At 68.0% G+C, this 26,055-nt stretch carries 26 protein-coding genes; 22 read left to right on the forward strand and 4 right to left on the reverse strand.

All coding sequences use genetic code 11. The features are described from left to right. Positions 1-46 precede the first annotated feature (46 nt). The 8 genes from QM782_RS23510 to QM782_RS23545 are packed head-to-tail and all read left to right on the forward strand — an operon-like array spanning position 47 to position 8,277. The gene (locus tag QM782_RS23510; protein ID WP_415205283.1) at positions 47-928 is read left to right on the forward strand and encodes a branched-chain amino acid ABC transporter permease; all 882 of its coding nucleotides are present in this window, start codon (positions 47-49) and stop codon (positions 926-928) included. 4 nt (positions 929-932) lie between these two features. Next, a complete protein-coding gene (locus QM782_RS23515; RefSeq protein ID WP_415205284.1) occupies positions 933-1,907 on the forward strand; it encodes a branched-chain amino acid ABC transporter permease in 975 nt (324 codons plus the stop codon). Beyond that, positions 1,904-2,659, forward strand: a complete 756-nt coding sequence (locus tag QM782_RS23520) for an ABC transporter ATP-binding protein (protein WP_415205285.1) — start codon at positions 1,904-1,906, stop codon at positions 2,657-2,659. Before QM782_RS23515 ends, QM782_RS23520 begins: the two co-directional genes overlap by 4 nt. After that, a complete protein-coding gene (locus QM782_RS23525) occupies positions 2,643-3,332 on the forward strand; it encodes an ABC transporter ATP-binding protein (RefSeq protein ID WP_415205286.1) in 690 nt (229 codons plus the stop codon). Before QM782_RS23520 ends, QM782_RS23525 begins: the two co-directional genes overlap by 17 nt. 36 nt (positions 3,333-3,368) lie before the next feature. Then, positions 3,369-4,577, forward strand: a complete 1,209-nt coding sequence (locus QM782_RS23530; RefSeq protein WP_415205287.1) for an ABC transporter substrate-binding protein — start codon at positions 3,369-3,371, stop codon at positions 4,575-4,577. Positions 4,578-4,589: 12 nt separating this feature from the next. Then, complete coding sequence (locus tag QM782_RS23535; RefSeq protein ID WP_415205288.1) at positions 4,590-6,212, forward strand: GMC family oxidoreductase; 1,623 nt, start codon at positions 4,590-4,592, stop codon at positions 6,210-6,212. Positions 6,213-6,238: 26 nt separating this feature from the next. Then, positions 6,239-6,865 carry an aldehyde dehydrogenase family protein gene (locus QM782_RS23540; protein WP_415205289.1) on the forward strand — a complete coding sequence of 209 codons (627 nt, stop codon included), beginning with the start codon at positions 6,239-6,241 and terminating at the stop codon, positions 6,863-6,865. 32 nt (positions 6,866-6,897) lie between these two features. Beyond that, positions 6,898-8,277, forward strand: coding sequence for an MmgE/PrpD family protein (locus QM782_RS23545; RefSeq protein ID WP_415205290.1), 1,380 nt, complete (start codon positions 6,898-6,900; stop codon positions 8,275-8,277). A 61-nt stretch (positions 8,278-8,338) separates the two neighbouring features. Here the strand turns inward: QM782_RS23545 and QM782_RS23550 are convergent, their stop codons facing one another. From QM782_RS23550 to QM782_RS23560, 3 genes are all read right to left on the reverse strand, one after another. Beyond that, positions 8,339-9,544 (reverse strand): CaiB/BaiF CoA transferase family protein, encoded by a 1,206-nt coding sequence (locus tag QM782_RS23550; RefSeq protein ID WP_415205291.1) that lies wholly within the window; start codon positions 9,542-9,544, stop codon positions 8,339-8,341. A gap of 5 nt (positions 9,545-9,549) precedes the next feature. Further along, the gene (locus tag QM782_RS23555) at positions 9,550-10,563 is read right to left on the reverse strand and encodes a Bug family tripartite tricarboxylate transporter substrate binding protein (protein ID WP_415205292.1); all 1,014 of its coding nucleotides are present in this window, start codon (positions 10,561-10,563) and stop codon (positions 9,550-9,552) included. 306 nt (positions 10,564-10,869) lie between these two features. Continuing rightward, on the reverse strand, positions 10,870-11,655 hold the full coding sequence (locus QM782_RS23560) for an IclR family transcriptional regulator (protein WP_415205293.1): 786 nt from the start codon (positions 11,653-11,655) through the stop codon (positions 10,870-10,872). Between the two features lie 144 nt (positions 11,656-11,799). Between QM782_RS23560 and QM782_RS23565 the strand changes: the two genes are divergently transcribed. The 5 genes from QM782_RS23565 to QM782_RS23585 are packed head-to-tail and all read left to right on the forward strand — an operon-like array spanning position 11,800 to position 16,350. Beyond that, on the forward strand, positions 11,800-13,047 hold the full coding sequence (locus QM782_RS23565) for an acetyl-CoA hydrolase/transferase family protein (RefSeq protein ID WP_415205294.1): 1,248 nt from the start codon (positions 11,800-11,802) through the stop codon (positions 13,045-13,047). Between the two features lie 47 nt (positions 13,048-13,094). Next, on the forward strand, positions 13,095-14,051 hold the full coding sequence (locus QM782_RS23570) for a Bug family tripartite tricarboxylate transporter substrate binding protein (protein ID WP_415205295.1): 957 nt from the start codon (positions 13,095-13,097) through the stop codon (positions 14,049-14,051). Between the two features lie 15 nt (positions 14,052-14,066). Further along, entirely contained in the window at positions 14,067-15,266 is a 1,200-nt protein-coding gene (locus QM782_RS23575; RefSeq protein WP_415205296.1) for a CaiB/BaiF CoA transferase family protein, read from the forward strand. Further along, positions 15,263-15,874: an isochorismatase family protein gene (locus QM782_RS23580; RefSeq protein ID WP_415205297.1), complete on the forward strand. Its 612-nt coding sequence runs from the start codon at positions 15,263-15,265 to the stop codon at positions 15,872-15,874. Before QM782_RS23575 ends, QM782_RS23580 begins: the two co-directional genes overlap by 4 nt. Positions 15,875-15,927: 53 nt before the next feature. Then, positions 15,928-16,350: a VOC family protein gene (locus QM782_RS23585; protein WP_415205298.1), complete on the forward strand. Its 423-nt coding sequence runs from the start codon at positions 15,928-15,930 to the stop codon at positions 16,348-16,350. A 177-nt stretch (positions 16,351-16,527) separates the two neighbouring features. Here QM782_RS23585 and QM782_RS23590 read toward each other — a convergent pair whose 3' ends face one another. After that, a complete protein-coding gene (locus tag QM782_RS23590) occupies positions 16,528-17,142 on the reverse strand; it encodes a nuclear transport factor 2 family protein (RefSeq protein WP_415205299.1) in 615 nt (204 codons plus the stop codon). Positions 17,143-17,217: 75 nt separating this feature from the next. Here QM782_RS23590 and QM782_RS23595 point away from each other — a divergent pair, with 75 nt between their 5' ends. The 9 genes from QM782_RS23595 to QM782_RS23635 all read left to right on the forward strand — a co-directional run bounded on the left by QM782_RS23595 (position 17,218) and on the right by QM782_RS23635 (position 26,049). Next, positions 17,218-18,000: an SDR family NAD(P)-dependent oxidoreductase gene (locus tag QM782_RS23595; RefSeq protein ID WP_415205300.1), complete on the forward strand. Its 783-nt coding sequence runs from the start codon at positions 17,218-17,220 to the stop codon at positions 17,998-18,000. Positions 18,001-18,038: 38 nt separating this feature from the next. Further along, positions 18,039-19,166 (forward strand): ABC transporter substrate-binding protein, encoded by a 1,128-nt coding sequence (locus tag QM782_RS23600; RefSeq protein ID WP_415205301.1) that lies wholly within the window; start codon positions 18,039-18,041, stop codon positions 19,164-19,166. Between the two features lie 29 nt (positions 19,167-19,195). Continuing rightward, on the forward strand, positions 19,196-20,317 hold the full coding sequence (locus QM782_RS23605) for an ABC transporter substrate-binding protein (RefSeq protein ID WP_415205302.1): 1,122 nt from the start codon (positions 19,196-19,198) through the stop codon (positions 20,315-20,317). Positions 20,318-20,329: 12 nt separating this feature from the next. Next, the gene (locus QM782_RS23610) at positions 20,330-21,115 is read left to right on the forward strand and encodes an SDR family NAD(P)-dependent oxidoreductase (RefSeq protein WP_415205303.1); all 786 of its coding nucleotides are present in this window, start codon (positions 20,330-20,332) and stop codon (positions 21,113-21,115) included. 236 nt (positions 21,116-21,351) lie between these two features. Next, positions 21,352-22,494 carry an acyl-CoA dehydrogenase family protein gene (locus tag QM782_RS23615; RefSeq protein ID WP_415205304.1) on the forward strand — a complete coding sequence of 381 codons (1,143 nt, stop codon included), beginning with the start codon at positions 21,352-21,354 and terminating at the stop codon, positions 22,492-22,494. Positions 22,495-22,582: 88 nt separating this feature from the next. Next, positions 22,583-23,086: a MaoC/PaaZ C-terminal domain-containing protein gene (locus QM782_RS23620; RefSeq protein ID WP_415205305.1), complete on the forward strand. Its 504-nt coding sequence runs from the start codon at positions 22,583-22,585 to the stop codon at positions 23,084-23,086. 67 nt (positions 23,087-23,153) lie between these two features. After that, positions 23,154-24,512 (forward strand): acyclic terpene utilization AtuA family protein, encoded by a 1,359-nt coding sequence (locus QM782_RS23625; RefSeq protein WP_415205306.1) that lies wholly within the window; start codon positions 23,154-23,156, stop codon positions 24,510-24,512. Position 24,513: 1 nt separating this feature from the next. Continuing rightward, the gene (locus QM782_RS23630; protein ID WP_415205307.1) at positions 24,514-24,855 is read left to right on the forward strand and encodes a hypothetical protein; all 342 of its coding nucleotides are present in this window, start codon (positions 24,514-24,516) and stop codon (positions 24,853-24,855) included. A 12-nt stretch (positions 24,856-24,867) separates the two neighbouring features. Beyond that, positions 24,868-26,049, forward strand: a complete 1,182-nt coding sequence (locus QM782_RS23635) for a lipid-transfer protein (RefSeq protein ID WP_415205308.1) — start codon at positions 24,868-24,870, stop codon at positions 26,047-26,049. The last annotated feature ends 6 nt before the right edge of the window (positions 26,050-26,055 follow it).

Raw genomic sequence — 26,055 nt, forward strand, 5'->3', positions numbered from 1 at the left:
AAGCGGCACCCAGAGGCCGCGGCCAAGTGCAACGCAAGGAGACGAGATGGATTGGCAATTGCTAGGGGCGCAGGTGCTGGCAGGCATCGCCAACGGCGCCCTGTATTTTCTGGTGGCCTCCGGCCTCACCTTGCTGTGGGGGGCCCTCGGGGTCGTCAACCTGGCCCATGGCTCGCTCTTCATGGTGGCTGCCTTCGGCGCCGCCCTGTGCATCCAGCAATGGGGAACCACCACGGGATTGGCGATCGCCCTGATCGTGGTGCCCATCGCGGTGGCCCTGGGGGCGATGGCGCTGGAGATGACGCTGTTCCGCCCCATCTACGTGGCCGGCGTGTGGGGGCAGCTGCTGATCAGCTTCGGCCTCGTGCTGGTCATCAACAACCTGTCGCGCATGGCGTTCGGCGTGGAGCCGCAATCGGTGTCTCCGCCGCCCCTGCTGTCCGGGGCCATCGCGCTTGGCCCCCTGCGCCTGCCGAGCTACCAGCTCGCGGTCGTGCTGACGGCCGCCCTGGTGGCGCTCTACCTCTGGGTGATCCTCGGCAAAAGCCGCACCGGGCGCCTGATCCGCGCTGCCGTGGACGATCCGAAGATGCTGGAGGCCGTGGGCGTGGACGTGCGCCGCCTGCGCACCCGGGTGATGGGCATCGCGGCGCTGCTGGCGGGCATCGCCGGCGTGATCGCCGCGCCGCGCGGGGCCATCAACCTGCAGATGGACGTGAGCATCGTCGTCATCGCCTTCGCCATCATCGTGGTCGGGGGCCTGGGCGCGGTCTGGGGCGCGCTGGCCGCCGCCATGCTCATCGGCGTGGCGGAGACGGTGTCGACGATGTTCATCGACCGCGGCGGCGAGATCGTGATCTTCATGGTCATGGTGCTGGTCCTGCTGGCCCGCCCCACGGGGTTCAAGACCATCGCCGGAAGGGACTGAGGCCATGGAACTGTTCTCCCTCTCCCGGCTGCTGGGCATCGCCCTCTTCGGCGTCGCCATGTGCCTGCTGCCCCTGGTGGTATCGCCGGCGCTGCTGCCGGAAGCCACGCGCATCGTGCTGCTGGCCGGTGGCGCCATGGCACTGAACCTGCTGGTGGGCGCCACCGGCCTGATCTCCATGGGCATGGGGGTGTTCTTCGGCCTGGGCGCCTACGTGGTGGCCATCGGCGTGATGAAGTTCGACATCGGCTTCTGGCAGGCCGCGGGCCTGGCGCTCGCCATCTCGCTGCCGCTGGGCCTGCTGATCGCCGTGATCTCGCTGCGCGCCCGGCACCTGTTCTTCGGCCTGCTGACCATGGCCATCGGCCAGGTGGCCTTCGTGCTGGTGTCGCGCAACTACCGGCTGACCGGCGGCGACGAGGGCCTGGTCGGCATCCCGATCCCCGAGTGGCTGGACAGCGACGTCGTGCAGCACTACGTGGCCGTCGCCGCGATGCTGCTGGTCGCCGTGGTGCTGCTGCGGCTGCTGGCCTCGCCGTTCGGCGCCATGCTGGGCGCGGTGCGGGACAACGCCGACCGCGTGGCCTCCACCGGGGCGAACCCCAAGCTGTACGAAATCACGGCGATGGTGATCGCGGGCTTTCTGACCACGCTGCTCGGCGTGGTCTGGGCCGGGACCGAAGGCGCGGTGGAGCCGCAGCTGACGGCCTGGATGACCAGCATGATGCTGCTGATGATGGTGGCGCTCGGCGGCCGCCGCAGCTTCCTGGGGCCGGTCGTGGGCGCCATCGTCCTGGAGGCGTCGCGCGCCTGGGTGCAGTCCTTCTCGCCGCACTCCGACCTGATGGTGGGCGTGCTGGTGATTCTGTGCGCGTTGCTGTTCCGCGAAGGCATCGGGCCGCGCATCGCGCAGCTGGCGCCCTGGCGCCGGCACCACGACACCGGCACCGCCGGCGCGCAGGAAGGGACCGGAGCATGAGCACGGCAGCACCTGTGCTGCAGGCCACCAGCCTCAGCAAGTCCTTCGGCGACTTCACCGCGGTGAGCGACGTCTCCTTTGCCGTGCACGCGAGCGAATCGCTGGCCATCATCGGCCCCAACGGCGCGGGCAAGAGCACGCTGTTCGACCTGCTGACGGGCCGCAAGCGGCCCGACACCGGCGACGTGCGCCTGTTCGGCGAAACGGTGACGCGTCAGCCGCCGTGGCACCGCGTCAGGCGGGGGCTGGGCCGCTCCTTCCAGGTCAGCAGCGTCTTTCCGAGCTACACCGTGCAGCAGAACGTGCAGCTCGGGCTGATGATGGCGCGCGGGCGCGCCTGGAACATGTGGCGCAGCGCCGCCGCCACGATGCAGTCCGAGGCGGCCGAGCTGCTGGAGCGCGTGGGCCTGGCGGCCAAGCGCGGCATGCTGGCCGGCACCCTGGGCCACGGCGACCAGCGCTCGCTGGAGCTGGCCGTGGCACTGTCCACCAGCCCCAAGATCCTGCTGCTCGACGAGCCCACGGCAGGCATGGGCCGCGCCGAATCGGCCGAGTGCCTGGCGCACATCCGCACCATCGCGCAGCGCGAGCGCATTCCCATCGTCTTCGTCGAGCACGACACCCACATCGTGTTCTCGTTCGCCACGCGCGTGATCGTGCTGGTGAACGGCAAGCTTCTGATGGATGGCACGCCCGAGCAGGTGCGGCGCGACGAACGCGTGAAGGAGGCCTACTTTGGCGAAGAACTCTGAAGCCTTGCTGCAGGTGTCCGGGCTCGATGCAGGCTACGGCCAGGTGCGGGTGATCCGCGACGGCCATCTGACCGTGCAGCCTGGCGAAGTGGTCGGCCTGGTCGGGCGCAACGGCGCGGGCAAGACCACCTTCATCGCGGCCATCGCGGGCCTGATTCCCCACGTGTCGGGCAGCATCGTGCTGCAGGGCCGCTCCATTTCCGCCCTGCCCGCCCACCAGCGCGTGCCCGCGGGCCTGGCCATCTGCCCCAGCGGCGGCCGGCTGTTCCGCTCCCTGACGGTGCAGGAGAACCTGGCCATCGGCGCCGAGGGCCCGCAGCAGGAGCAGATGCGCCAGGTGCTGGAACTGTTCCCCGAGCTGGTGCCCCTGCTGGGCCGCTACGCCGGCAAGCTGTCGGGCGGCCAGCGGCAGATGGTAGCCATCGGCCGCGCGCTGATGCTGCGCCCGCGCCTGCTGCTGATGGACGAGCCGAGCGAGGGCCTCGCCCCCATCGTGGTGCTGCGCGTGGCCGAGGCCATCAAGGCGCTGCGCGGCACCGGGGTGGGCATCGTGCTGGCCGAGCAGAACATGAAGTTCACCGACCTCGTCTGCCAGCGCTGGTACGCCATCGACAAGGGCCACATCGCGCCGCTGGAGCGCGAAGGCTTCGACGCACCCGCGGCCGCCATCTGAACCGCCCGCTCTTTTTCAACCCAGGAGACAACAAGCATGAAACGCACTCTGCTCGCTTCCGTACTGGCCCTGTCGTGGGCCGGTGCATCCGCCCAGTCGGGCGAACCCATCAGGATCGGCAGCTCGTTCGAGATGAGCGGCTCCAATGCCAGCCTCGGCCAGATGTCGCACCGCGGCGCCGAGTATGCGACCGAGGTGCTGAACAAGCGCGGCGGCGTGCTGGGCCGCCAAGTGCTGCTGGACGCGCAGGACAACGGGACCAACCCGCAGCGCGCCGTCAGCCAGTCCCTGCAGATCGTGCGCAACGGCGGCGTGCTGCTGGTCGCCCCCAACTCCACCGGTGCCGCGCTGGCCGTGAGCAGCGCCGTCTCGGCCAAGCAGAAGGTGCCCATGTGCGTGGGCGCGGCGGCGGGCGACGACCTCACGATGAAGCAGTTCCAGCCCTACGTCTTCTCGACCGCGCCCAGCCAGTACATGATGTACCGCGCCGTGGCCGGCTATGCCGCCAAGCAGAAGTTCAAGCGCGTGGGCGTCATCGCCGTGGACACCGTGGGCGGCCACATGGGCATCGATGCGTTCAAGGAGTTCAACAAGGAACTCAACCCGCAGTCGCAGCTCGTGGTCGAGGAGTACGTGAAGGCGGGCTCCCAGGATTTCACGGCCGCGCTGAACAAGATCCTGGCGGCCAAGCCCGACTTCGTGTTCTCCATCATCTACGGCAGCGACATCATCACCGTCAGCAAGCAGGGCAAGGCGATCGATTTCTTCAAGCAGATCGACAACCAGTTCGCCATGATGTATGACACCAACACGCTCAAGCTGCTGGGCGACGAGGCGGTCCTGGGCACCATCGGCTATGCGCGCGCGCCGTTCAACTACCTGCCGCGTTCGCCCGAGGGCCGTGAATTCATCGATCGGTTCAAGGCCCGCTACAACCAGTATCCGAGCGACGACGCCACGATGACCTACGACTGCATCATGGCGTGGGCCGCGGCCGTCGAGAAGGCCAAGTCCACGGACGCCGACGCGGTGATGAACCAGATCAAGACCCAGGAGTTCAGCACCACGCGCGGCAAGTTCCGCTTCGGCAAGCTCGACCACATGGGCGAGGCCCCCATCACGCTGGGCCCGGTGGTGATGAGCAAGGAATACGACCAGCCCGTGATGGACATCCAGGAAGTGGTGCCCGGCAGCGTGGCGCGCCCGTCCGACGAGGTGGTGCTGCAGTCGCGCAAGGGCAAGTGACGCGGAGCCGCCATGGAGAGCTATGACTACATCGTGATCGGCGCCGGCTCTGCCGGCTGCCCGGTGGCCAGCCGGCTGTCGGAAGACCCCGACAACCAGGTCTTGCTGATCGAGGCGGGCGGCTCGGCCGACTACTTCTGGATCCGCGCGCCGGCCGGCATGGGCCAGATGTTCCGCGAGCCGGCCTACAACTGGAGCTACTTCACCGAGCCCGTGCCCGGCGCCAAGGACCGTTCCATCTTCTGGCCGCGCGGCAAGACCATGGGCGGCACCAGCGCGGTCAACGGCATGGTCTACGTGCGTGGCCACCCGCTGGACTTCGACGGCTGGGAACAGCTCGGCGCCGACGGCTGGGGCTGGGAGGGCGTGCTGCCGTACTTCCTGAAGTCCGAGAGCAACACGCGCGGCGCCAGCGCGTTCCACAACGGCGACGGGATGCTGCGCGTGAGCGATCCCATCCTCAAGCACCCCACCATCGAGGACTACGTGCGCTCGGCCGACCGGGCGGGCTACCCGCGCGTGGACGACCTGAACGCCCCGCCCTACGAAGGCGCCGACTACCACCAGCACACCATCCGCGACGGCCGCCGCGAGACCAGCTACAACGCCTTCATCGAGCCGGTGCTGCACCGCCGGAACCTGAAGGTGATGGATCGCACCCAGGTGCTGCGCGTCGTCATCGAGAACGGCGAGGCCACGGGCGTGGAGGTGCTGCACGACGGCCGCAAGCGCATCATCGCCGCCCGCCGCGAGATCGTGCTGTCGGGCGGCTCGCTGAACTCGCCGCACCTGCTGATGCTCTCGGGCGTCGGCGACGGCGCCATGCTCCAGTCCCACGGCATCGCCGTGCACCAGCACCTGCCGGGGGTGGGCCAGAACCTGCAGGACCACTGGTTCGGCCCCATGATCTGGGAGGTGACGCCGGGCAGCTCCTACAACAGCACGCTGGCCGGGTGGAAGAAGTACTTCGAGGGCGCCAAGTACCTGCTGACCCGCAAGGGGCTGCTGGGCCTGTCGGTGTCGGCCTCGGCGGTGTTCGTGCGCAGCGCGCCCGAACTGGCGCACCCCGACCTGCAGATGGTGCTGCGCCCGGTGTCCTATACCTTCCATCCGCAGAAAGGCATCGTGCTGGTGGACGATTTCCCCGGCGTCAGCGCCGGCGTGGTGCTGCTCAACCCCGCCTCGCGCGGCCACGTCACGCTCAAGTCGCCTGATCCCCTGGCGGCCCCGGCCTTCCAGCCCAACTACCTGTCGGATCCGGACGATGGCCGCCGCACCATCGTCGGCCTGCGCAAGATGCGCGAGATCATGGCGCAGGCGCCGATTTCCGCGCGCGTGGTCAACGAGAAAATGCCCGGCCGGCAGGTACAGGATGACGAGGCGCTGCTGGACCACATCAAGACCAACGGCAACTGCGGCTGGCACCAGGTGGGCACCTGCAAGATCGGCAAGGACGCGATGGCGGTGGTCGACCCGCGCCTGCAGGTGCATGGCGTGGCCCGGCTGCGCGTGGCCGACGGCGCCGTCATGCCCACCATCACCTCGGGCAACACCAACGCCCCCTGCATCATGATCGGCGAGAAGGCCGCGGCCATGATCCGCGAGGACGCCGTGCCCCGCCGGGCGTCGAGCTGACGCATCCGAGCATGAAGCAGGCCACCATGGCCGCTGCACTCAGCCACCCCGGCGACTCCGGCCGGATCTGCGCGGCCGGTGCCCGTGTCTTCGTGCAGGAGGCCATCTACGGCGAGGTGGCCGAGCGCATCACCCGGATCGCGGCCGACCCGAAGGTCGGCGACCTCTTCGAGCCGGCCACCAAGCGCGGCCCGGTGATCTCGCGCACGCCGCTGGACCGCGTCACGTCCCATGTGGACGCAGGCGGCGAAGGCGGCGCCACGCTGCTGGCCGGCGGCACGCCGGTCGAAGGCCCGGGTTTCTTCATCGGCCCCATCGTGTTCTCGGGCGTGGCCCAACCGATGACGATCGCCCGCGACGAAATCCCCGGCCCCGTGGCCTCGCTCATCCCATTCAAGGACGAGGGCGATGCCATCCCCCAGGCCAGCGACTCCACCGACGGTCCGGCCGCCGCCGTCCGGACCCGCGCCGTCTCGCGCGCCCACCAGGTGGCCAAGGCCACGAAGGCCGGCCGCACCTGGGTCGATACCTTCGGCGAGACCGATCCGGCGATGCCTTTCGGCGGCTTCAGGCAGTCGGGGTTTGGCCGCGAGTCCGGCGCCGGATCGGTGCTGGCCCATGCCGAGAGCCAATCCATACAGGTGCGGCTCTGAACGCACCGAATTCACTGCAAGGAAACCAAGCCATGTCCGATCCGACCCTTTCTCAGAAGCTCATCCGATTCTCGACGCAGCTCGGCTTCTCCGACATTCCGGCCGATGCGCTGACCCATGCCAAGTTCCACGTACTCGATACCATCGGCATCTGCCTTGCCGCATCGGGTGACGAGACCACCCAGGCGGTCAAGCGATCCATGGCCCGGCTGGGCACGAACCCCGAATCCAGCATCATCGGCCAGGCCGACAGGTTCTCCGCCGCCGCCGCGGCGATGATCAATTCCACGGCCGCCCACGGCCCCGATTTCGACGACACCCACCAGGGGTCGGTCATCCACATCAGTTCGATCGTCGTGCCGAGCAGCCTGGCCATGGCCGAGGCCGTCGGAGCCAGCGGCAAGGACTTTCTCACCGCGGTGACCACCGGCTACGAAACGACCACCCGGCTGGGCATGGCCGCGCCTGGCATCTTTCACATGCGCGGCTACCATGCGACGGCGCTGGTCGGCATCTTTGGCACCGTCCTGATCGCCGGAAAGCTCCAGCGCCTTCCAGAGGACGTGCAGTGCAACGCGCTGGGCATCGCGGGCAGCCAGGCGTCGGGCATCCTCGAATGCCTGAACGCCAAGTCCTCGCTCAAGCAGATCCAGCCGGGCTGGGCCGCCTACAGCGGCATCGTGGCGACCCTGCTGGCGCAGGAAGGCGTCACCGGCCCCAACACCGTGTTCGAGGGGCGCTATGGCTTCTTCCCATCCTTCCTGCCGGAAGGGAACTACGATCTGACGAAGGCGGTGGCCGGCCTCGGACAGAAATGGGAAGTCAACGACATCGCCTACAAGCTCTATCCCTGCTGCCACCACACCCAGGCCTTTCTCGATTGCATCAAGGAGCTCGTCGGCAAGAACAAGTTCTCGCTGGATGAGATCGAGGAGATCGAGTGCATCATCTCGCCGATGCAGGCAGAACTGCTGTGCAAGCCGCTGGAGGACCGCTACGCGCCCAAGACCGCCTACACCGCGAAGTTCAGCCTGCCCTACGTGGTGTCTGCCATGCTCCACCGGGGCACGGTGGGGCTGCGGGAATTCAGCGACGAAGTCATCGGCGATGCCGGCATCCTGAAGCTGGCCCGCAAGCTCAGGTTCACGGAATCGGACGATACGGGCTATCCCGGTGCATTCCCTGGCTGGGTGCGCATCAAGCTCCAAGGCGGCAGATTGCTCGAGCATCGAATGCTGGCCAACCGCGGCGCACAGAACAATCCGGCAAGCGACGCCGAGATCGTCGGCAAGTACGAAGACAACGCCTCGCTGGTCCTGCCCCGCCAGAAGGTCGACCGACTCAGGGAACTGGTCATGGATCTCGAGAACGTCGAGGACATCAGGACGCTCGCCGAGAACATGAGGCCTTGACCGGAAGAGATCGCCGGCATGCCGCTGCTGGGTCTCGCCCCGGCGCGCGGCGACGGAACGGTCAGGCCGCCGGTGCGCGCTGCGCGCCGCCCATGCGCAGCAGCGCCTCGACCTCCGGCGCGCTGAAGCCGTATTCGCGCAGCAGTTCCTCCGTGTGCTCGCCCAGGCGCGGCGCCGGGTGGCGCAGCGTGGCCGGGCTCTCGCTCCACTGCTGCGGGATGCCGATGGTGCGGATCTCCCCCTCGCTCGGGTGCTGCTGCACGCCGAAGAAGCGCACCGCCTGCATGTGCGCATCGTCCAGCAGCGTCTCGGGCGTGTTCATGCGGATCGCCGGGATGTCCACCTGCGTCAGCAGCGCCACCCAGTCGTCCGAGCCGCGGGTGGCGAAGGTGCGGTTCAGGAACTCGTACAGCTCGCCCATGTGCCGTGCGCGCGCGTGCACGTCGGCGTAGCGCGGGTCCTGCGCCAGCTCGGCCCGGCCCACGGCCTCGAACAGGCGCTGCCAGTGCCGGTCGGTGTAGACCTCCACGCTGATGTAGCCGTCGGCCGTGCGGTAGGGCTGGCGCTCCGGGCTGGTCATGCGCTCGTAGCCCCAGCCGCCGATGGGCGGCACGAAGGTGTGGCCGTACAGGTGGTCGCCCATCGCGAAGTGCGCGAAGGTCTCGAACATCGGCACCTCCACCGCCTGCCCGCGCCCGGTGTGGCTGCGCAGGTGCAGCGCGGCCAGGATCGCGTTGCTGGTGGCCATGCCGACCATGCGGTCCACGATGGCCGTGCCCACGTAGGTCGGCGGGCCGCCGGTCTTGCGCGCCTGCGTCATCGGCAGGCCCACGGCGGCCTGGATCAGGTTGTCGTAGGCCGGGCGCGCGGCGTACGGACCGTTCTGGCCGAAGCCGAAGGCGCCGCAGTAGACCAGGCGCGGATTGGCCTCGCGCACCTGCTCGTACGACAGCTTGAGCCGGGCCATGGCCTGCGGCCGCAGGCTGTACAGCAGCACGTCGGCCCGCGCCAGCATGCGCCGGATGGCGGCCTGCCCGGCCGGGTTCTTCAGGTCCAGCACCAGGCTGCGCTTGTTGCGGTTCAGGTGCAGGAAGATCGCGCCCATGCCGGGATGGCGCGACGGGCCCACGTTGCGCGTGGTGTCGCCCTCGGGCGCCTCGATCTTGCACACGTCCGCGCCCATGTCGGCCAGCAGCAGCGAGGCGTACGGCCCCATGAAGTTGGAGGTGAGGTCGAGGACGCGCAGGCCGTCGAGCGGTCCGTTCACGGCGTTCACTCCGGCTTGAAGTCCATGGCCTTGAAGATGTCGCGCCACACGGCGGTCTCGGCCTGGATCTCCCTGGCGAAGACGGCGGGCGACGACGCCACGACGTTACCGGTGAGCGTGGATTCGATCTGCTGTTTCAGCTGGTCGTCGAGCGCGGCGCGCAGGTCCTGGTCGATCTTCTGGATGACGGCGGCGGGCGTGCCCCGGGGGGCGAAGAAGCCGGCCCACAGCAGCGGGAGGTAGCCGCCGTAGCCGGTCGCCTCCTTCAGCGTGGGCACCTGCGGCAGGTTGGCGTAGCGCTCCGGGTTGACCGCCGCCAGCGGCACCACCGTGCCGTTGTCGATCTGGCCCTTCACCGAGCTGGGCGTGTTCACCATCAGCTGCGCGTCGTTGCGCAGCAGCGCGAGGTTCATCGCGCTCACGCTGGGAAAGTCCACCGTGGCCATGCGCAGCCCGAGATCGCGGTTCATGATCGCCATCGACAGGTTGAAGATGGAGGTGGGCCCGTTGCCCGCGAAGAACAGGCCGTCCGGCGTGGACTTGCTGAGGGCGACCAGCGCCGCCAGTGTGCCGGCCTGCCTGGCCGTCGGCGCATTGGTCGCGATGACCATCTGGTAGTGGATCACCTTGGCGACCGGCAGCAGGTCGGCCAGCGGATCGAAGCGCAGGTTCTTCTGCGTGAACTTGGACATCAGCGCCGTCTGCGTGCCCAGCAGCAGCGTATGGCCGTCGTTGACGTTGATGACGTATTCGGTGCCCACGATGCCGCTGGCGCCGGGCTTGGGCTCGACGACGACCGGCTGCTTCCAGAGACTTTCCAGCCGCGGCGCCAGCATGCGCGCCAGCAGGTCGCCCGAGGAGCCTGCGGACGACGCGATCACGATCCGCACCGGCCTGGTGGGCCAGGCCTGCGCGCTGGCCGTGGGGGCCAGGGCGAGCACGCCCCATCCGATGGCGGCCGCGGTGCCCGCGGCGCGCAGCCATGAACGCCGCGCCGGCGCGCATGCATGGTTCTTCATGCCAATGTCTCCTTTGCTCGACTGCGTCATTCGTTGCATGCCTGCCATTCCCGGATGGCTGGGCGAAGCCGGCGGTCCGCACCGGAACCTCGGCCCATGCCGACCTGTCTCGCCTGGACGCTCACGCGTGCCGCACGCGTCCGCCGCAAGCCGCCGCCCGAATCCACGGCGGGACGAGCATAGGCAATGCGAGATACAGCATCAATTGGGAATCCTCGAATCGGCGATTCGACGCGAAGCAATGTGGACATCGCGCCATCGCCGCGGAGCAGCATGGCACAGAGGCATGTCCCGCATGCCCGCGGCTCACGCCTGGGGCGCATGCGCCGCCAGCACCACGGCGGCGGCCTGCAGGTGCGGCAGCACTGCCTGCAGGGCATCGGCCGAGTAGTCATCGCTCCAGGCGGACACGGCGATGGAGCCGATGGGGGCGTTTTCCGGCCCGAACGCCACTGCCAGCGAATGCACCCGGTACAGCACGGCGCCGGCGCTGAAGGCATGGCCCCTGCAGCGGCTGTCCTGCAGGATGGTGCGCGCGTGCGCCAGGAAGTCCCCACCGAAATGCGCCAGCCGCAGCTGGCTGCGCGCGACGAGGGGTTCCGCCTCGTGCGGCGGCAGTGCCGCCACGATGGCCATGCCGCTCAGCCGCGACAACAGCGGCGCGCTGTGCCCTTCCCGGATGGCGGAGGCCTGGCTGTCGAACGATGCCGCGCCGGCCCGCGCGATGCAGATGCACTCGTCGCCGCTGCGCACCACCACCGAACTGGTGACCCTGGAAAACTTGCGCGCCAGCTGGCGCACGGCCTGCCGGGCCGCTTCCGGCAGGCCGATCCGGTTGGGCACGCAGAGGCCCAGCTCGAAGTTCAGCGGCCCCAGCAGATAGCGCCGGTCGGACGCCCGCTGTTGCACCAGGCCCGTGTCGACCAGGCACTTCAGCATCCGGTGCACGGTGGCGACCTCCAGCCCGCAGTGCCCGGCGAGGCCGCGCAGCCCCCAGCCCCGCGCACCGCGCGCGGCCAATTCGCGCAACAGATGCACCGCGCGCTCGATGCTCTGCGTGCCGGTGCGGGCCGGTGGCTCGGGCGCCTTCATGCTCCACATTGTGGAGCAAATGGCCTGTAGCCCGGTTGTTGGCAGCAGCGCCGCTCCATACCCTTGGCTCCGATCGATTCTCAGGAGACAAGTGATGCCCCCCATCGAATGGCGCCGAGTGCGCGTGCGCGCAAGGCGGCCGGCATGATCCGCCCGCTGCAGTCCCTGGTCGGCCTGGTCGAGCCTGGCCAATCCGTCTACGTGGCCGGCGGCCTGACGCCGCCGAGCGCCTGGGTCGAGGCGCTGCAGCACGATCCCGAGCGCTCGCGCGGGCTGCACATCACGACCACGGTGGCACCGACCTTCCCCAATCCTTTCGATGTCGACCGCTTGCACCCGTCCTGCGTGCTGACCGGGCCGATGATGCGCCCGGATCTGTCCGAGGCCCAGCGCCAGGGCCGCTACCGGGCGCTGCCGCTCACCTTCATCGGCTTCCTGCGCCACCTGGCCGAGCAGACCTTCGATCTGGGCGTGATCCAGGTCGCCCCCGCCGATGCACACGGACGCTGGTCGCTGGGCCCCAGCGTGGAGTTCCTGCCCGCGGCGCTGCGCCGCTGCAAGCGGGTGGTGGCGCTGGTCAACCCGCTGATGGCGCCGCTGCCCTTTGGCAGCTGGGTGGAGGCCGACCGGATCGAGGCGGTGTGCGAGGCGCCCTGCCCGCTGCCCAGCTATGCCACCGGCACCGACGAGGCCACCGAAACCATCGGCCACCTGGTGGCCGGGCTGCTGGACGATGGCTGCACGCTGCAGACCGGCCTGGGCAAGGTACCGACGGCCATCGCCAGGAGCCTGCGCGGGCACCGGCGCATCACCATCCACTCCGGGCTGATCTCCGATGGCCTGATGGAGCTGGCGCTGGCCGGCGCGCTGGACGAGGATGCCGCGCACCGCACCACCCTGGTGGCCGGCAGCGCGGCGCTGTACGACTGGCTGCCGCAGGCGCGCGGGCTGCGCATCGTCGGCGTCGACGAAACCCACGCGCCCCAGACGCTGGCGCGGCTCCAGCGCTTCGTCGCGGTGAACTCGGCGCTGGAAGTGGACCTGTTCGGCCAATGCAACCTGGAGCACCAGGGCGGCCGGGCGGTCAGCGGCGCCGGCGGTGCGCCGGACTTCGCGCGCGCCGCGCGCGCCATCCCCGGCGGCCTGAGCGTGGTGGCGCTCAACGCCACGCACAGCGCCGGCACGTGCTCGCGCATCGTGGCCACGCTGGGACCGCAGGCGATGACTTCGCTGTCGCGCCTGGAGGTCGACGTGGTGGTGACCGAGTTCGGCGTGGCCGACCTGCGACGCGCCAGCGTGCACGAGCGGGCCGCGGCCCTGATCGGCATCGCCGCGCCGCAGTTCAGGGAGCCGCTGGCAAGAGCCTGGCACGCACGCGCGTCAACGCTTTGATTTCTCATCAACGGATGTTCCAGATACCACTTACGCAAGGAGACGACATGTTCGGAAAACTGTGCGCATGGACGTGCGCGATCGCCATGGCCATCCTGTCCACGCCCGGCTGGGCCCAGGACTACCCCGCCAAGGCGGTCATGTTGATCGTCCCCTCGCTGGCAGGCGGCGCCGTCGACGTGGCGGCCCGCACCATCCAGCCCCGGCTGGCCCAGGAACTCGGCCAGCCGGTCGTCATCGACAACAAGACCGGTGCCGGCGGCCAGATCGGCAATTCCTTCGTCGCCAAGTCGCACCCGGACGGCTACACGGTGCTGATGAACGCGGGCAGCACCCTGTTCTCCGGCGTGTACCGCAGGCTCGACTACAACCCGAACGAGCTGATCCCGGTGGCCATGGTGGCAACCGCGGGCTTCTTGCTGGTGGTGCCGGCGAACTCGCCGTTCCAGTCGCTGCAGGACCTGATCGCCTACGGCAAGGCCCATCCCGGCAAGCTGAACTACGCCAGCACGGGCACGGGCAACTCCAGCCACGTGGGCAGCGAGATGTTCAAGATGCTCTCGGGCGTGCAGGCCAACCACATTCCCTACCGCGGCAGCGCGCCCGCGCTGGTGGACCTGATTTCCGGCCGCGTCGACTTCATGCTGGACAACAAGGCGTCGAGCCTGGAGCACATCAAGGCGGGCCGGCTGCGCGCGCTGGGCTCCACGCCCCGCCGCGTGTCCGAGCTGCCCGACGTGCCAGCCATCTCCGAGGTGCTGCCCGACTTCCACATCGAAGGCTGGATGGGCATCTTCCTGCCCAAGGGCACCCCGCAGCCCGTGGTGGACCGGCTCTCGGCGGCCTTCCGCGCCACGCAGTCCGACCCGGCCATCGTCGCCAAGCTGAACGCGCAGGTCGGCCAGGGCGTGCTGATGCAGGGCGAGGAGCTCCGGCAATTCATCGCGCAGGACGAGCGCCGGCTGCGCCGGGTGGTGGAGCACGCCGACATCCGTGCGGATTGAGAAAGGCAGGACCCGATGCTGCATGCAGAGACCTCGGCCGCGCCGCTGGCGGGCCTGAAGGTGGTGGAGGCCGGCATCCTGCTGGCCGGCCCCTACGCGGGACAGGTGCTGGGCGACCTCGGGGCCGAGGTCATCAAGATCGAGATGCCCGGGAAGGGCGACCCCATGCGCCAGTGGTTCGACGCGCTGTGGTGGCCCATCGTGGCGCGCAACAAGAAATCCGTGGAGCTGGACCTGCGCTGCGCGGCCGGCCAGGCGGCGTTCAAGCGGCTGGTGCAAGAGGCCGACATCCTGATCGAGAACTTCCGCCCCGGCACGCTGGAAGCCTGGGGGCTGGGCTATGAGCAGCTGTCGGCGCTCAACCCCGGCCTCATCATGCTGCGCACCAGCGGCTTCGGCCAGACCGGGCCGTATGCGCGCCGCGCCGCCTACGCCTCCACCGGCGAGGCCATGGGCGGGCTGCGCTACGTGGTCGGCTTTCCCGACCGGCCGCCGCCGCGCCTGGGCCTGAGCATCGGCGATTCGCTGGCGGGCCTGTACTCCATCGTCGGCGCGCTGGCTGCGCTGCAGGAGCGCCACCGCTCGGGCCGGGGCCAGGTGGTCGACACGGCCATCTACGAATCGGTGCTCGCCTGCACCGAGGCGATGGTCCCCGAGTACACCGTGGAAGGCCGGGTGCGCCAGCGCATGGGCAGCACGCTCAAGGGCATCGCGCCGTCGAACGTCTATCCCACGGCCGACGGCGAGCTGATCATCGCGGCCAACCAGGACACGCTGTTCCCGCACCTGTGCGAAGCGATGGGCCAGCCAGAGCTGGCCGGCGACCCGCGCTTCGCCACCCACCGCGCGCGGGCCGATCACCAGGAACTGCTCGACGGCATCGTCGCCGACTGGACGCGGCGCTTCCCGACGGCCCAGCTGCAGGAGATCCTGGACCGCCACGGCATCGTGTTCGGTGCGATCTACCGCGTGCCCGACATGCTCCAGGACCCGCATTTCCAGGCCCGCGAGGCGATCGTGCAGGCGCCGTGCGAGCGCGGCGGAACCTTCGCCATGCCCAACGTGATGCCCCGGCTCACCCGTACGCCCGGACAGATCCGCTGGACCGGCCCGCGGCTGGGCGAGCACAACGAGGAAGTGCTGTCCGGCCTGCTGGGCCTGGGCCCCGAGGAAATGCTGGCCGCCCAGGGGCGGCCAGCGCAAGGCCATCGATGAAGGAGATCCACGCCATGGTCGTCAACCCCAAGCTGCAGCCGTCCGACGCGGTGGTGGTATTCGCCGACGTGCAGACCGGCATCGTCAACCTGCCGCTCACCGTCGAGCCGGCGCGCCTGCTGCGCTCCGTCCAGGGCCTGGCCAGGCTGGCCGAACTGTTCGACCTGCCGACGCTGGCGCTCACCATTCCCAAGCGCGGCGGCGGCGAGCCCGAAGTGGTGCCGCAGATCACGCAGGTGCGCAGCCGCTACCAGCACCTGCAGCGCACCACGCCGGACTCCTTCGAGAACACCGCGATCCGCGACGCGCTGTCCGCCACCGGCCGGCGCACGCTCATCGTCTGCGGCATCGCGACCGAGATCGTGGTGCACTGGCTGACGCTGTCCGGCATCGCCAATGGCTACCGCGTCTACGTGGTGGTGGATGCCTGCGCCGGACTGGGCGAGCGATCCGAGGCGGCGGCCTTCCGCCGGTTCGAGGCCGCAGGCGCGGTCATGAGCTCGGTGGTCTCGCTGGCCGGCGAACTGGCCGGCGACATGACGCAGCCGCGCGGCCGCGATGCCGTGGAAGTGGTCTACCAGCTGGTATCGGAGACCATGCAGGCGTAGGCTCCAGCGCTCGACCTCTCCACAGCCTGACCATCGAAATCCGGAATCCTCACATGTCCATCGCAGCATTCGACCACGTGGCAGTCCCCTGCCGGCGCCCGCGCGAAATGATGTACTTCTACCGCGCACTCGGTTTCCGCACGCCGGAGCCGGAGGCCTGGCTGGCGCGCGACGAGGAATCGTTCGCCGTGCACTTCGGCGCCAACAAGATCAACTTCCACATGCCCCTGCGCTGGGAAAACCCCGCGTTCACGCTGCGCGGCCCCACGGCGGTTCCGGCCTGCGGCGATTTCTGCTTCGTCTGGAACGGCACGCAGGACGCGCTGATCGAGACGTTGAAGTCCGCCAACGCACACATCGAGGAAGGGCCGGTGAAGCGCGTGGGCGCGCGAGGCGATGGCACCAGCATCTACATCCGCGACCCTGACGGCAATCTCCTCGAGTTCATCGTCTACGCGGGCGCGCCGGCCCAATAGCCGATGGCGGACGGCCCGCCAGGTCGAGGCCGCACCTTGCAGGCTGCTCGATCAGGTGGGCCCTTGACCTGCGCCCGCGTGCATCGCTTCGGCCGGACCGCCCACCCGCCGATAGGAAAAGGCGCATGCATTCGCTGCATGCGCGCTTTGGGACCGAAGCGGTCTTGAATACCTACCTCAGCCTTTGAGATTTTCCTTGAAGATCGGGCTGGCGTTGACGAAGCTGGAGAACTTCAAATGCCTGGTTTTCCACGCGCCATTCACCTTCGCGAACTCGAAGCTGTACATGCCCGAAAGCAGGCAGTGCACGCCATCGGCGGTTTCCCGGAAATACGTGACGTCGGTTTTGGCCGTTGCCCCGTCGCCATTCACCTCGATCAGCGGATTGGTGATGTGGTGATGGCATTTCGGCACTTCGCGCCAGACCTTCTGCACCAGCTGGCGAATGCCTTCCGTGCCGGTTCCATTGCCGCGAGGCAACTCGTAGTTGCCATCCTCGGCCCAGATGCTCATGAAAAGCGCTTCGTCCTTCTTGTCGATGCCGTGGCAGTACTTCGACATCAGTTCACGGATCTCTTCCTTGTCCAGGATCTGCTGCATCCTTTTTTCCAGATCAGACGACGGATTTGCCATGTGAAAGTCTCCTTCGTGTATGCGGCGAAAGTGTTCTCCAAGCGAACGGCGCAGCCTACCCAGAACGAATGACCAATTCAATTCGATATTCTCGAAGCGCACCTTCACGCCCGGGAAACCGCTGCGCACGGATTCGACGACGTCGAATCGACGGTTCACGCATCGTCAATTGACCGCCCAGCGGCCTATTCCTAACGTGCGGCCTCTTCCAGAAATCAAGAACGGAGACAGGACATGACTTCCGGCATGCGGATGCAGGGCAAGCGCGCCATCGTGACCGCCGGCGCGTCAGGCATGGGCCGCGCGGGCTGCATGCTGTTCGCGCAGCAAGGCGCCACGGTCGCCGTGGTGGACATCAGTGCCGAGCGCACCGCCGCCGTCGTCGGCGAGGTGACCGGGGCCGGCGGCCGCGCCAAGGGCTTCGTGGCCGACCTGTCCAAGCCCGGGGAATGCCGGCGCGTCATGGCCGAGGCCGCCGCCTGGATGGAAGGCGTCGACGTGCTGTGGGCGCATGCGGGCTCCCCCGGCCCGGTCGCCGTCGAAGGCATCGACATCCAGGATTTCGACGCCGCCGTGGCACTGAACCTGACCTCGGCCCTGGTCTGCGCGGGCGAGGCCGCCCCGCACATGCGCACGGCGGGCGGCGGCGCGATGCTGTTCACCTCGTCGGTGGCCGGGCTGGTGGGCTCGACCTTCAGCCCCGTGTACTCGGCGCTGAAATTCGGCCTGGTCGGCTTCACGCAATCGCTGGCCCAGCGGTTCGCGGCCGACGGCATCCGCGTCAACGCCGTCTGCCCCGGCCCCGTCGACACGCCGATGCTGCCCGCGTTCATGGGCCGCAACGTCGACGAAGCCGGCCAGGCCGCCAACCAGGCGCGCATCGTGGCCGCCGTGCCGCTGGGGCGCCTGGCCCAGCCCCACGAAATCGCCCATGCGGCCCTGTGGCTGCTGTCGGACGACGCCTCGTACGTGACGGGCGTCGCCCTGCCCGTCGACGGCGGCTATGTCGCGCGCTGAGCCGCGGCCCCACACGTAGCCCACTGCAGGAGACATCGATGCCCCATCCATTCGGGAAACTGGTTTGCGCCATCGCGCTGGCCGCCCTCTCCGCCACGGCGGCCCATGCGCAGGACGAGCTCACCGTGGTGTCGATCCAGGCCTCCACGGGCGCGCTGGCCTATGGCGGGGTGTTCTTCCAGAACTCCATCCGCATGGCCATCGACGAGGCCAACGCCAAGGGCGGCATCCACGGCGCCAAGATCAAGCTCATCGAGCGCGACAACGGCAGCGACAAGAGCCAGGCCATCAACCTCGCCAACCAGGCCATCGACCGGGACCGCGCGCTGCTCGTGCTCGGCCCCACCTCCACCGCCGATTCCCTCGCGGTGGCGCCGGTCTTCAACGAGAAGCGCACGCCCGACCTGCACTTCGGCACCTCGGACGCCGTACTCAAGGCCGGCACCTGGAGCATGAAGTTCCAGCAGTCGCCCGGCGTGGTCAGCGCCCTGGTCGCGCAGTACACGCTGGAGAAGACGCCGATCCGCAAGGTGGCCTTCGTCTTCGACCGCACGAACGAGGCGTGGATCGACTCCAAAAACAACTTCCGCGATCCGTTCAAGGCCGGGGGCGGGACCGTGGTGGCCGAGGAGGCAGTGGTCACCGCCGATTCCAACTTCCTGCCGCTGGCCACCAAGCTCAAGGCCATGGACATCGATGCCATCTACCTGGCCACCTATCCCGAGCAATCGGCCAACATCATCCTGCAGCTGCGCCAGGCGGGCCTGCCCGATGCGGTGCGCTTCATCGGTGCCGTGGCCATGGTCTCGCCGAAGTTCCTGGCCGTCGCAGGCAAGGCCGCGGAAGGAGCGATGGCGGTGTCCGACCACGTGATCGGCATGGACCGCCCGCTCAACAAGGCGTTCGAAACCGCCTACCGGGCCCGGTACGGCGGCGAGCCCGACAGCTGGGCGGCCGTGGGCTATTCCCTCGCCCTGGTGGGCCTGGCCAGCCTGAAGGAGGCCGGCCCGAACCCGACCCGCGAGAAGGTGCGCGACGCCTTCATGCGCCTGCGCGACGTGCCGATCCTGGGCGGCTCGGGCCTGTGGAACCAGACGGACCGCAAGCCCCACTTCGGCGCCACGGTGCTGGTCGTCAAGGACGGCAAGTTCGCCGTCGCCCCATGAAGCCCGACGGCGACCCGAGGAGACGAACCTTGCATTCCATCCCTTCGAAGCTGGCCGGCGCGGCCGCCCTGGCCTGGCTGGCCGCCGCAGCCCAGGCGCAGGACATTCCGGTGACGTCGTTCCAGGCCATGACGGGCGCGGCGGCGTTTGCCGGCGCCAACTACCAGAACTCCATCCGGCTGGCGGTGGAGGAGTTCAACCGCAAGGGCGGCGTGAACGGGCAGAAGATCCGGCTGATCGAGCATGACACCGCCACCGACAAGGGCCAGGCCATCAACCTCGCCAACCAGGCCATCAGCCGCGATCGGGCGGTGCTCGCCTTCGGCCCGTCCACCACCGCCGAGAGCGTGGCCGTGGCGCCGATCTTCAACGACAGGCGCGTGCCGGTCCTGAGCTTCGCCACCTCGGACGCGGTGCTCAAGTTCGGCCCCTGGAGCCTGATGTTCCAGCAGCCCGCGGTCGCCACCACGCCGCAGGTGGCCAAGTACGTGCTGGAGAAAACCCCGGCCAGGAAGGTGGTCCTCGTCTTCGACCGGACCAACGAAGCGCTGATCGAGCAGAAGAGCGCGTTCCGCGATGCCTTCAAGGCCGGCGGCGGCACGGTGGTGGGCGAGGAAGCCATCGTCGGCACCGACTCCAACTTCCAGCCGCTGGCGACCAAGATCAAGTCCATGGACGCGGACGCGGTCTACATCTCGGCGCTCACGGAGCAGACCGCCAATGTGCTGCTGCAGCTGCACCAGTCCGGGCTGTCCGGCAAGATGCAGTTCATCGGCTCCAACGCCATGGCATCCCTCAAGTTCGTGGAGATGACGGGCAAGGCCGCCGAGGGCTCGATCGCGGTGGCCGACCACCTGCCCGGCATCGACCGGCCGCTGAACCAGGCGTTCGCCGCCGCCTACAAGGCCCGCTACGGCGTGGAAGCGGACAGCTGGGCCACCATCGGCTACTCGTTCGCCCAAGTGGGGCTGGCCGCCATCGAGGCGGCTGGCCCGAATCCGACGCCCGAGAAGGTGCGCGATGCCTACGCGACGCTGCGCGACGTGCCCATCCTCGGCGGCTCGGGCCTGTGGAACCAGACGGACCGCAGGCCCCATTTCGGCGCCATGGTGCTGGTGCTCAAAGATGGCCGGTTCGTCCCTGCCCCCTGAACGGAGAACGACATGACTCAGCTTCTGCAAGGCCGCGTGGCCGTCATCACCGGAGGCGCGGCCGGCTTCGGCCTGGTCTCGGCCGAGAAATTCGTGGCCCACGGCGCCAAGGTCGTGATCGCGGACATCGATGCCGAGGCCGGCCGCACCGCGCAAGAGCGGCTGGGCGACGCGGTGCGCTTCGTGCAGACGGACGTGCGCAAGGAAAGCGACCTGCGCGAGGCGGTGAATGCGGCCGTGACGCACTTCGGCGGGCTGGACGTGATGTACCACAACGCGGGCACGGTGGGCACGCCGGCCGGCATCGAGGAGATGGCGGTCGAGCAGTGGAACGCCGCCATGGACATGCTGCTGACCGCCAGCATGCTGGCGGTCAAGGTATCGGTGGAACCGATGAAGGCGCGCGGCGGCGGCTCCATCATCCTGACGTCGTCGGGCGCGGGCGTACGCCTGGGCGGCTCGGGCCCGCTGGCCTACAGCACCGCGAAATCCGCCGTGCTGATGCTGGGCCAGCACTCGGCACTGAAGCTGGGCAAGCACCGCATCCGCGTCAACACCATCGTGCCGGGCGCGTTCCGCACGGCGCTGTGGGACAAGCACGCACTGGGCAGCGGCATGCTGGCCGAGAACAAGTTCGCGCTGATGCAACCGCTGCCCATCGAGGGCAACCCGCGCTACATCGCCGATGCCGCGCTGTTCCTGGCCTCGGACATGTCGGAATTCGTCACGGGCGTGATCCTGCCCGTGGACGGGGGGCTGACGCTGCACCGCAACTCGCATGCATCGATCGAAGGCTGACCCGGCCGGGAACGCCTGAGGGCCCGGCCGATGCACGGCAACGCGAAGCCGCCCGCGGCGCGCGCACCGCCGAGCGCACCGCCATCCGGCTTTCCCGCCGGGGAACCCCGATTCGGGCGCTTCGAAACGAAGTTTCGAAATTCGCAACTTGGCTTCACAAGCCGCTTTTCTTACGCTAGGCAGGCCTAGCAGCACGTGCATCCGGCACTTTCAACACACCACAGGAGCAACCGACCATGGCCAATTTCCTCGACGACTCGCAGCAGATGTGGCTCGACAGCGTCAACAAGTTCATGGACAACGAGGTCACCTGCGAATACATCCGCAAGTGCGACCAGAACCGTGACTACCCCTACGAGGCCTACGACAAGATCGCCAAGCAGGGCTGGCTGGGCCTGCTGTTCTCCGAAGAAGAAGGCGGCGCGGGCGGCAGCGTTTTCGACTACATCCTGATGGCCGAAGGCCTGGGCAAGTTCGGCTTCGACTTCGCCGCCGCCATCCTGGTGCCCACCTTCACCGCGATGAACATCGCCAAGTACGGCTCGCCCAAGCAGAAGGAGATGTACGTCAAGCCCTTCATCGAAGGCAAGATCCGCTTCTCGGTGTCGATGACCGAGCCCGACGCAGGCTCCGACGTGTTCGCGACGAAGACCCACGCCAAGAAGAACGAGAACGGCGACTGGGTCATCAACGGCGCGAAGATGTTCTGCTCGGGCGCGCATGCCAAGGACACCGTCATCGCCATGCTGGTGCGCACCGACATGAACAACAAGCACGGCGGCCTGTCCATGATGCTCATCCCGAACACCACCCCGGGCATGGTCATCAACAAGCTGCCCACGCTGTCGCGCCACGCCACCGGCACCACCGAGATCTTCCTCGACAACGTGGTCATCCCCGGCGATGCGATCCTCGGCGTCGAAGGCCAAGGCCACGAGATCATCCTGAACCACCTGGAGCTGGAGCGCTGCGCCGTCGCCGCCGCCTACACCGGCAACGCCCAGGAGGCCGTGAACAACGCCAACCGCTACGCGCACCAGCGCACCCAGTTCGGCCAGCCGATCTTCAACTTCCAGGTGCTCAAGCACATGCTGGCGGAAGACCAGACCCGCGTCGATGCGGCTCGCCTGCTGGTCTACCGCGCGGCAGTGGCCAAGAACAACGGCCAGGCTGCTCCGACCGAAACCTCCATGGCCAAGCTGTTCGCCTCCGAAACCCTCAAGCAGTGCGCGCTCGACGGCATGCAGATTCTCGGCGGCTTCGCCAACCTGCCCGAGGCCGACATGGAGCGCTACCTGCGCGAATCCATCCAGTGCACGATCGGCGGCGGCACCTCGCAGATCCAGCGCACCATCATCGCCCGGTCGCTGCGCCTGTAACCCGGCACGCCCGCTCCGCGCTCCCCCGCGAACAGCTGTTCGCGGGGGAATGCCGATACCGCATCAACGAAACCAACAGGAGATAGACATGAGCTTGATCAACAACCAGATCAACCAGACCTTCGACGAACTGGAAGACGGCCAGGTCTTCAATTCCGGCGGCCGCACCATCACCGAGACCGACGTGGTGAACTACTGCGCCCTCACCGGCAACTGGATCGCGATCCACTCCAACACGCTCTACGCCTCCAAGACCCGCTTCGGCAAGCGCCTGGTGCAGGGCGCGCTGACCTACTCGATCGCCACCGGCCTGATCCAGTTCGGCCTGGGCATCCAGGCCAACTACGGCATCGACAACATGCGCTTCCTGAAGCCCGTGCTGATCGACGACACCGTGTTCGCCCGCGCCACCGTGATCGGCAAGAAGGTCAAGGACGACAAGTACGGCGTCATCCAGTTCCTGATGCAGGTGCTGAACCAGGATGGCGACGTCGTGCAGCAAGGCGAATGGAGCCTGCTGATGCTGCGCCGCCGCGAAGACCTGGATGCGCTGGTCGCCTCGACCCTGCCCGCTCCCAAGACCCCGGCCTGACGAGGTGCGAGACACAGGGGCGTGGACCATGCGGTCCACGCCCCTGCAACCATAGGACCGAAAGATCATGAAGACAGTCAGAATAGGCTCTGGAAGCGGGTTCTGGGGCGACAACCTCGATCCCGCGATCGAGATCGCCAAGCATGGCAACGTGCAGTACCTCGCCTACGACTTCCTGGGCGAGCCCACGATTCCTCTGCTGCAGAAGATGCAGAAGAAGAATCCCGCGCAAGGCTTCGTGCCTTCGATCCGCGCCGTGGTGCGCGGCGTGCTGCCGATCTGCCTGGAAAAAGGCATCAAGATCCTGACCAACGCGGGCGCCGCCAATCCCCAGGCCTGTGCCGACACCATCCTGGCATCGGCCAAGGAGCTGGGCATCACCAAGCTCAAGGTCGGCATCGTCACGACCAACGACATCCAGCAGAAGGTTGAGGAACTGCTCGACAAGGGTGTCAAGTTCACCAACCTGGACAACGGCGACGATGACCTGGGCCGGGTGCGCGACCGCATCGTCGGCTCCTACGTCTATTCCGGCGCCTACGGCTACGTGGAAGCGCTCCAGCAAGGCTGCGACATCATCATTTCCGACCGCGCCACCGACGACGCGGCGATCCTGGCGCCCCTGGTCTACGAATTCGGCTGGAAGTGGGACGAGTGGGACAAGCTGGCCGTCGGCATCACCGCCGGCCACCTGATCGAATGCGGCGCGGCCTGTACCGGCGGCATCTCCGGGTTGTGGAAGGAAGTTCCCGATCCCTGGAACATCGGCTACCCCATCGCCGAAGTCAACGACAAGGGCGAGCTGTTCATCACCAAGGTGGACGGCACCGGCGGCCTGGTCAACAAGATCACGCTGACCGAGCACCTGCTGTACGAAGTGCACGACCCCGGCAACTACCTGATGCCCGAAGTCATCACCGACTTCACCAACGTGGAGATGGAAGTGGTGGCCAAGGACCGCGTGAAGGTCTGGGGCGCCAAGGGCAAGCCCGCGCCGGCCACGCTCAAGGCGGGCATCGCCTACACCGACGGCTACATCGGCGAGGTCGAGTCCTCCGTGACCTGGCCCGACGCGGTGGCCAAGGCGCGCCGCTCGTTCGAGATCATCAAGAAGCGCTTCGAGATGGTCAACCTCAAGGCCGAGGAGGTGCGCTTCGACATGATCGGCGTCGACTCCTGCCACTGGTCGGCTTCGCCCGAGCCGGACGAGGACATCAACGAAGTGCGCATCCGCGTGGCCGCCAAGTGCGCCGACCGCAGCGAGGCCGGCAAGGTGGCGCGCGAATGCGTGATGCTGATGGGCACCGGCCCGATCGGCTCCACCGGCCAGCTGAACACGCCCGCCCCGCGCGAAGTGTTCGCGCTGTGGCCCACGCTGATCGCACGCGAGGAAGTCGTGCAGAACGTCGAGATCCGGGAGCTGTGAAATGGCCAAGCTGCAATTGAAAGATCTGGTGTACGCCCGCTCGGGCGACAAGGGCGACATCAGCAACATCGCCGTCATCGCCAAGGAGCCGCGCTTCTACCCGCTGCTGCAAAAGCACCTGACGGCCGAGCGCGTCAAGGAGTTCTTCGGCGAGATGGTCAAGGGCCGCGTGGACCGCTACGAGGTGCGCACGCTGCACGCGATGAACTTCGTGCTGCGCAATTCCCTGGGCGGCGGCGCCACGCGCAGCCTGCGCATCGACTTCACCGGCAAGACCATGTGCCAGGCCATCCTGCGCATCGTCCTGGAGGTCGACGAAAGCGACCTCCACCTGATTCATTGAAGGAGACCCGACATGGGCAACAAAGCCAGAATCATCGGCGTCAACATGGTGAAGTTCGCCAAGCCGGGCTCGCACGAACCCTATGAGGTCATGGGGGCCAAGGCCATCCGGGGCGCGCTGGAAGACGCGGGCATCGGCTACGACCAGGTGCAGCAGGCGTTCGCGGGCTACGTCTATGGCGACAGCACCTGCGGCCAGCGCACGGTGTACGACGTGGGCATGAGCGGCATTCCCGTCTTCAACCTGACCAACTACTGCGCCTCGGGTTCGTCCGCGCTGTTCCTGGCGCGCCAGGCCGTGGAAGCGGGCGTCGTCGAATGCGCCCTGGCCTTCGGGTTCGAGGAAATGAAGCCCGGCGCGCTGGCCAGCGCCTGGAGCGACCGTACCCTCCCGGTGGGCTGGATCTACGAGTGCCAACAGAAGCTGGCCCCCGAACTGCCCCAGGATGCGCCCCGCGCCATCAAGGCGTTCGGCTCGGCGGGCTGGGCCTACATCAACCGCTACGGCGCCAACCCCGACATCTTCGCCAAGGTGGCCGTGAAGTCGCGCAACCACGCGATGAACAACCCCTATGCGTTGTTCACCAAGCCCCTCACGGTGGAAGAAGTCATGGGTGCCACGCAGATGTACCCCTACCTCACGCGCCTGATGGCCTGCCCGCCCACCTGCGGCGCGGCGGCCACCATCGTGTGCAGCGAGGCGTTCGCCAAGAAGCACGGCATCACCAACGCCATCGAGATCGCCGGTCAGGCCATGACCACCGATACCGAGGCCAGCAAGACCGACCTCATCAACCTCGTGGGCGCCGACATGACGCGCCGCGCGGTCAAGCAGGTCTATGAACAGGCCGGCGTCGGCCCCGAGGACGTAGACGTGGTGGAGCTGCACGACTGCTTCACGCCCAACGAAGTCATCAGCTACGAGGGCCTGGGCCTGTGCCCCGAGGGCGGCGCCGAGAAGTTCATCAACGACGGCGACAACACCTACGGCGGCAAGTACGTCGTCAACCCTTCGGGCGGGCTGATGTCCAAGGGCCACCCCCTGGGCGCGACGGGCCTGGCCCAGTGCACCGAGCTGGTGTGGCACCTGCGCGGCACGGCGGGCCAGCGCCAGGTCGAGAACGCACGCATTGCGCTGCAACACAACATCGGCCTGGGCGGCGCCTGCGTGGTGACCATGTACCGGCGTGCATGACGCCAG

The organism is Pseudorhodoferax sp. (genome assembly GCF_047601025.1).
In the GTDB taxonomy this organism is placed as follows: Bacteria; Pseudomonadota; Gammaproteobacteria; order Burkholderiales; family Burkholderiaceae_C; genus Pseudorhodoferax.

What these genes read in the sequence shown, in the direction of transcription:
- QM782_RS23595 (WP_415205300.1), top strand. Translation starts at nt 17,218, where the DNA reads ATGACTTCCGGCATGCGGATGCAGGGCAAGCGCGCCATCGTGACCGCC.
- QM782_RS23540 (WP_415205289.1), top strand. Translation starts at nt 6,239, where the DNA reads ATGGCCGCTGCACTCAGCCACCCCGGCGACTCCGGCCGGATCTGCGCG.
- QM782_RS23560 (WP_415205293.1), bottom strand. Translation starts at nt 11,655, where the DNA reads ATGAAGGCGCCCGAGCCACCGGCCCGCACCGGCACGCAGAGCATCGAG.
- QM782_RS23600 (WP_415205301.1), top strand. Translation starts at nt 18,039, where the DNA reads ATGCCCCATCCATTCGGGAAACTGGTTTGCGCCATCGCGCTGGCCGCC.
- QM782_RS23580 (WP_415205297.1), top strand. Translation starts at nt 15,263, where the DNA reads ATGAAGGAGATCCACGCCATGGTCGTCAACCCCAAGCTGCAGCCGTCC.
- QM782_RS23625 (WP_415205306.1), top strand. Translation starts at nt 23,154, where the DNA reads ATGAAGACAGTCAGAATAGGCTCTGGAAGCGGGTTCTGGGGCGACAAC.
- QM782_RS23530 (WP_415205287.1), top strand. Translation starts at nt 3,369, where the DNA reads ATGAAACGCACTCTGCTCGCTTCCGTACTGGCCCTGTCGTGGGCCGGT.
- QM782_RS23520 (WP_415205285.1), top strand. Translation starts at nt 1,904, where the DNA reads ATGAGCACGGCAGCACCTGTGCTGCAGGCCACCAGCCTCAGCAAGTCC.
- QM782_RS23575 (WP_415205296.1), top strand. Translation starts at nt 14,067, where the DNA reads ATGCTGCATGCAGAGACCTCGGCCGCGCCGCTGGCGGGCCTGAAGGTG.
- QM782_RS23635 (WP_415205308.1), top strand. Translation starts at nt 24,868, where the DNA reads ATGGGCAACAAAGCCAGAATCATCGGCGTCAACATGGTGAAGTTCGCC.
- QM782_RS23565 (WP_415205294.1), top strand. Translation starts at nt 11,800, where the DNA reads ATGATCCGCCCGCTGCAGTCCCTGGTCGGCCTGGTCGAGCCTGGCCAA.
- QM782_RS23615 (WP_415205304.1), top strand. Translation starts at nt 21,352, where the DNA reads ATGGCCAATTTCCTCGACGACTCGCAGCAGATGTGGCTCGACAGCGTC.
- QM782_RS23515 (WP_415205284.1), top strand. Translation starts at nt 933, where the DNA reads ATGGAACTGTTCTCCCTCTCCCGGCTGCTGGGCATCGCCCTCTTCGGC.
- QM782_RS23570 (WP_415205295.1), top strand. Translation starts at nt 13,095, where the DNA reads ATGTTCGGAAAACTGTGCGCATGGACGTGCGCGATCGCCATGGCCATC.
- QM782_RS23535 (WP_415205288.1), top strand. Translation starts at nt 4,590, where the DNA reads ATGGAGAGCTATGACTACATCGTGATCGGCGCCGGCTCTGCCGGCTGC.
- QM782_RS23510 (WP_415205283.1), top strand. Translation starts at nt 47, where the DNA reads ATGGATTGGCAATTGCTAGGGGCGCAGGTGCTGGCAGGCATCGCCAAC.
- QM782_RS23620 (WP_415205305.1), top strand. Translation starts at nt 22,583, where the DNA reads ATGAGCTTGATCAACAACCAGATCAACCAGACCTTCGACGAACTGGAA.
- QM782_RS23630 (WP_415205307.1), top strand. Translation starts at nt 24,514, where the DNA reads ATGGCCAAGCTGCAATTGAAAGATCTGGTGTACGCCCGCTCGGGCGAC.
- QM782_RS23585 (WP_415205298.1), top strand. Translation starts at nt 15,928, where the DNA reads ATGTCCATCGCAGCATTCGACCACGTGGCAGTCCCCTGCCGGCGCCCG.
- QM782_RS23545 (WP_415205290.1), top strand. Translation starts at nt 6,898, where the DNA reads ATGTCCGATCCGACCCTTTCTCAGAAGCTCATCCGATTCTCGACGCAG.
- QM782_RS23610 (WP_415205303.1), top strand. Translation starts at nt 20,330, where the DNA reads ATGACTCAGCTTCTGCAAGGCCGCGTGGCCGTCATCACCGGAGGCGCG.
- QM782_RS23555 (WP_415205292.1), bottom strand. Translation starts at nt 10,563, where the DNA reads ATGAAGAACCATGCATGCGCGCCGGCGCGGCGTTCATGGCTGCGCGCC.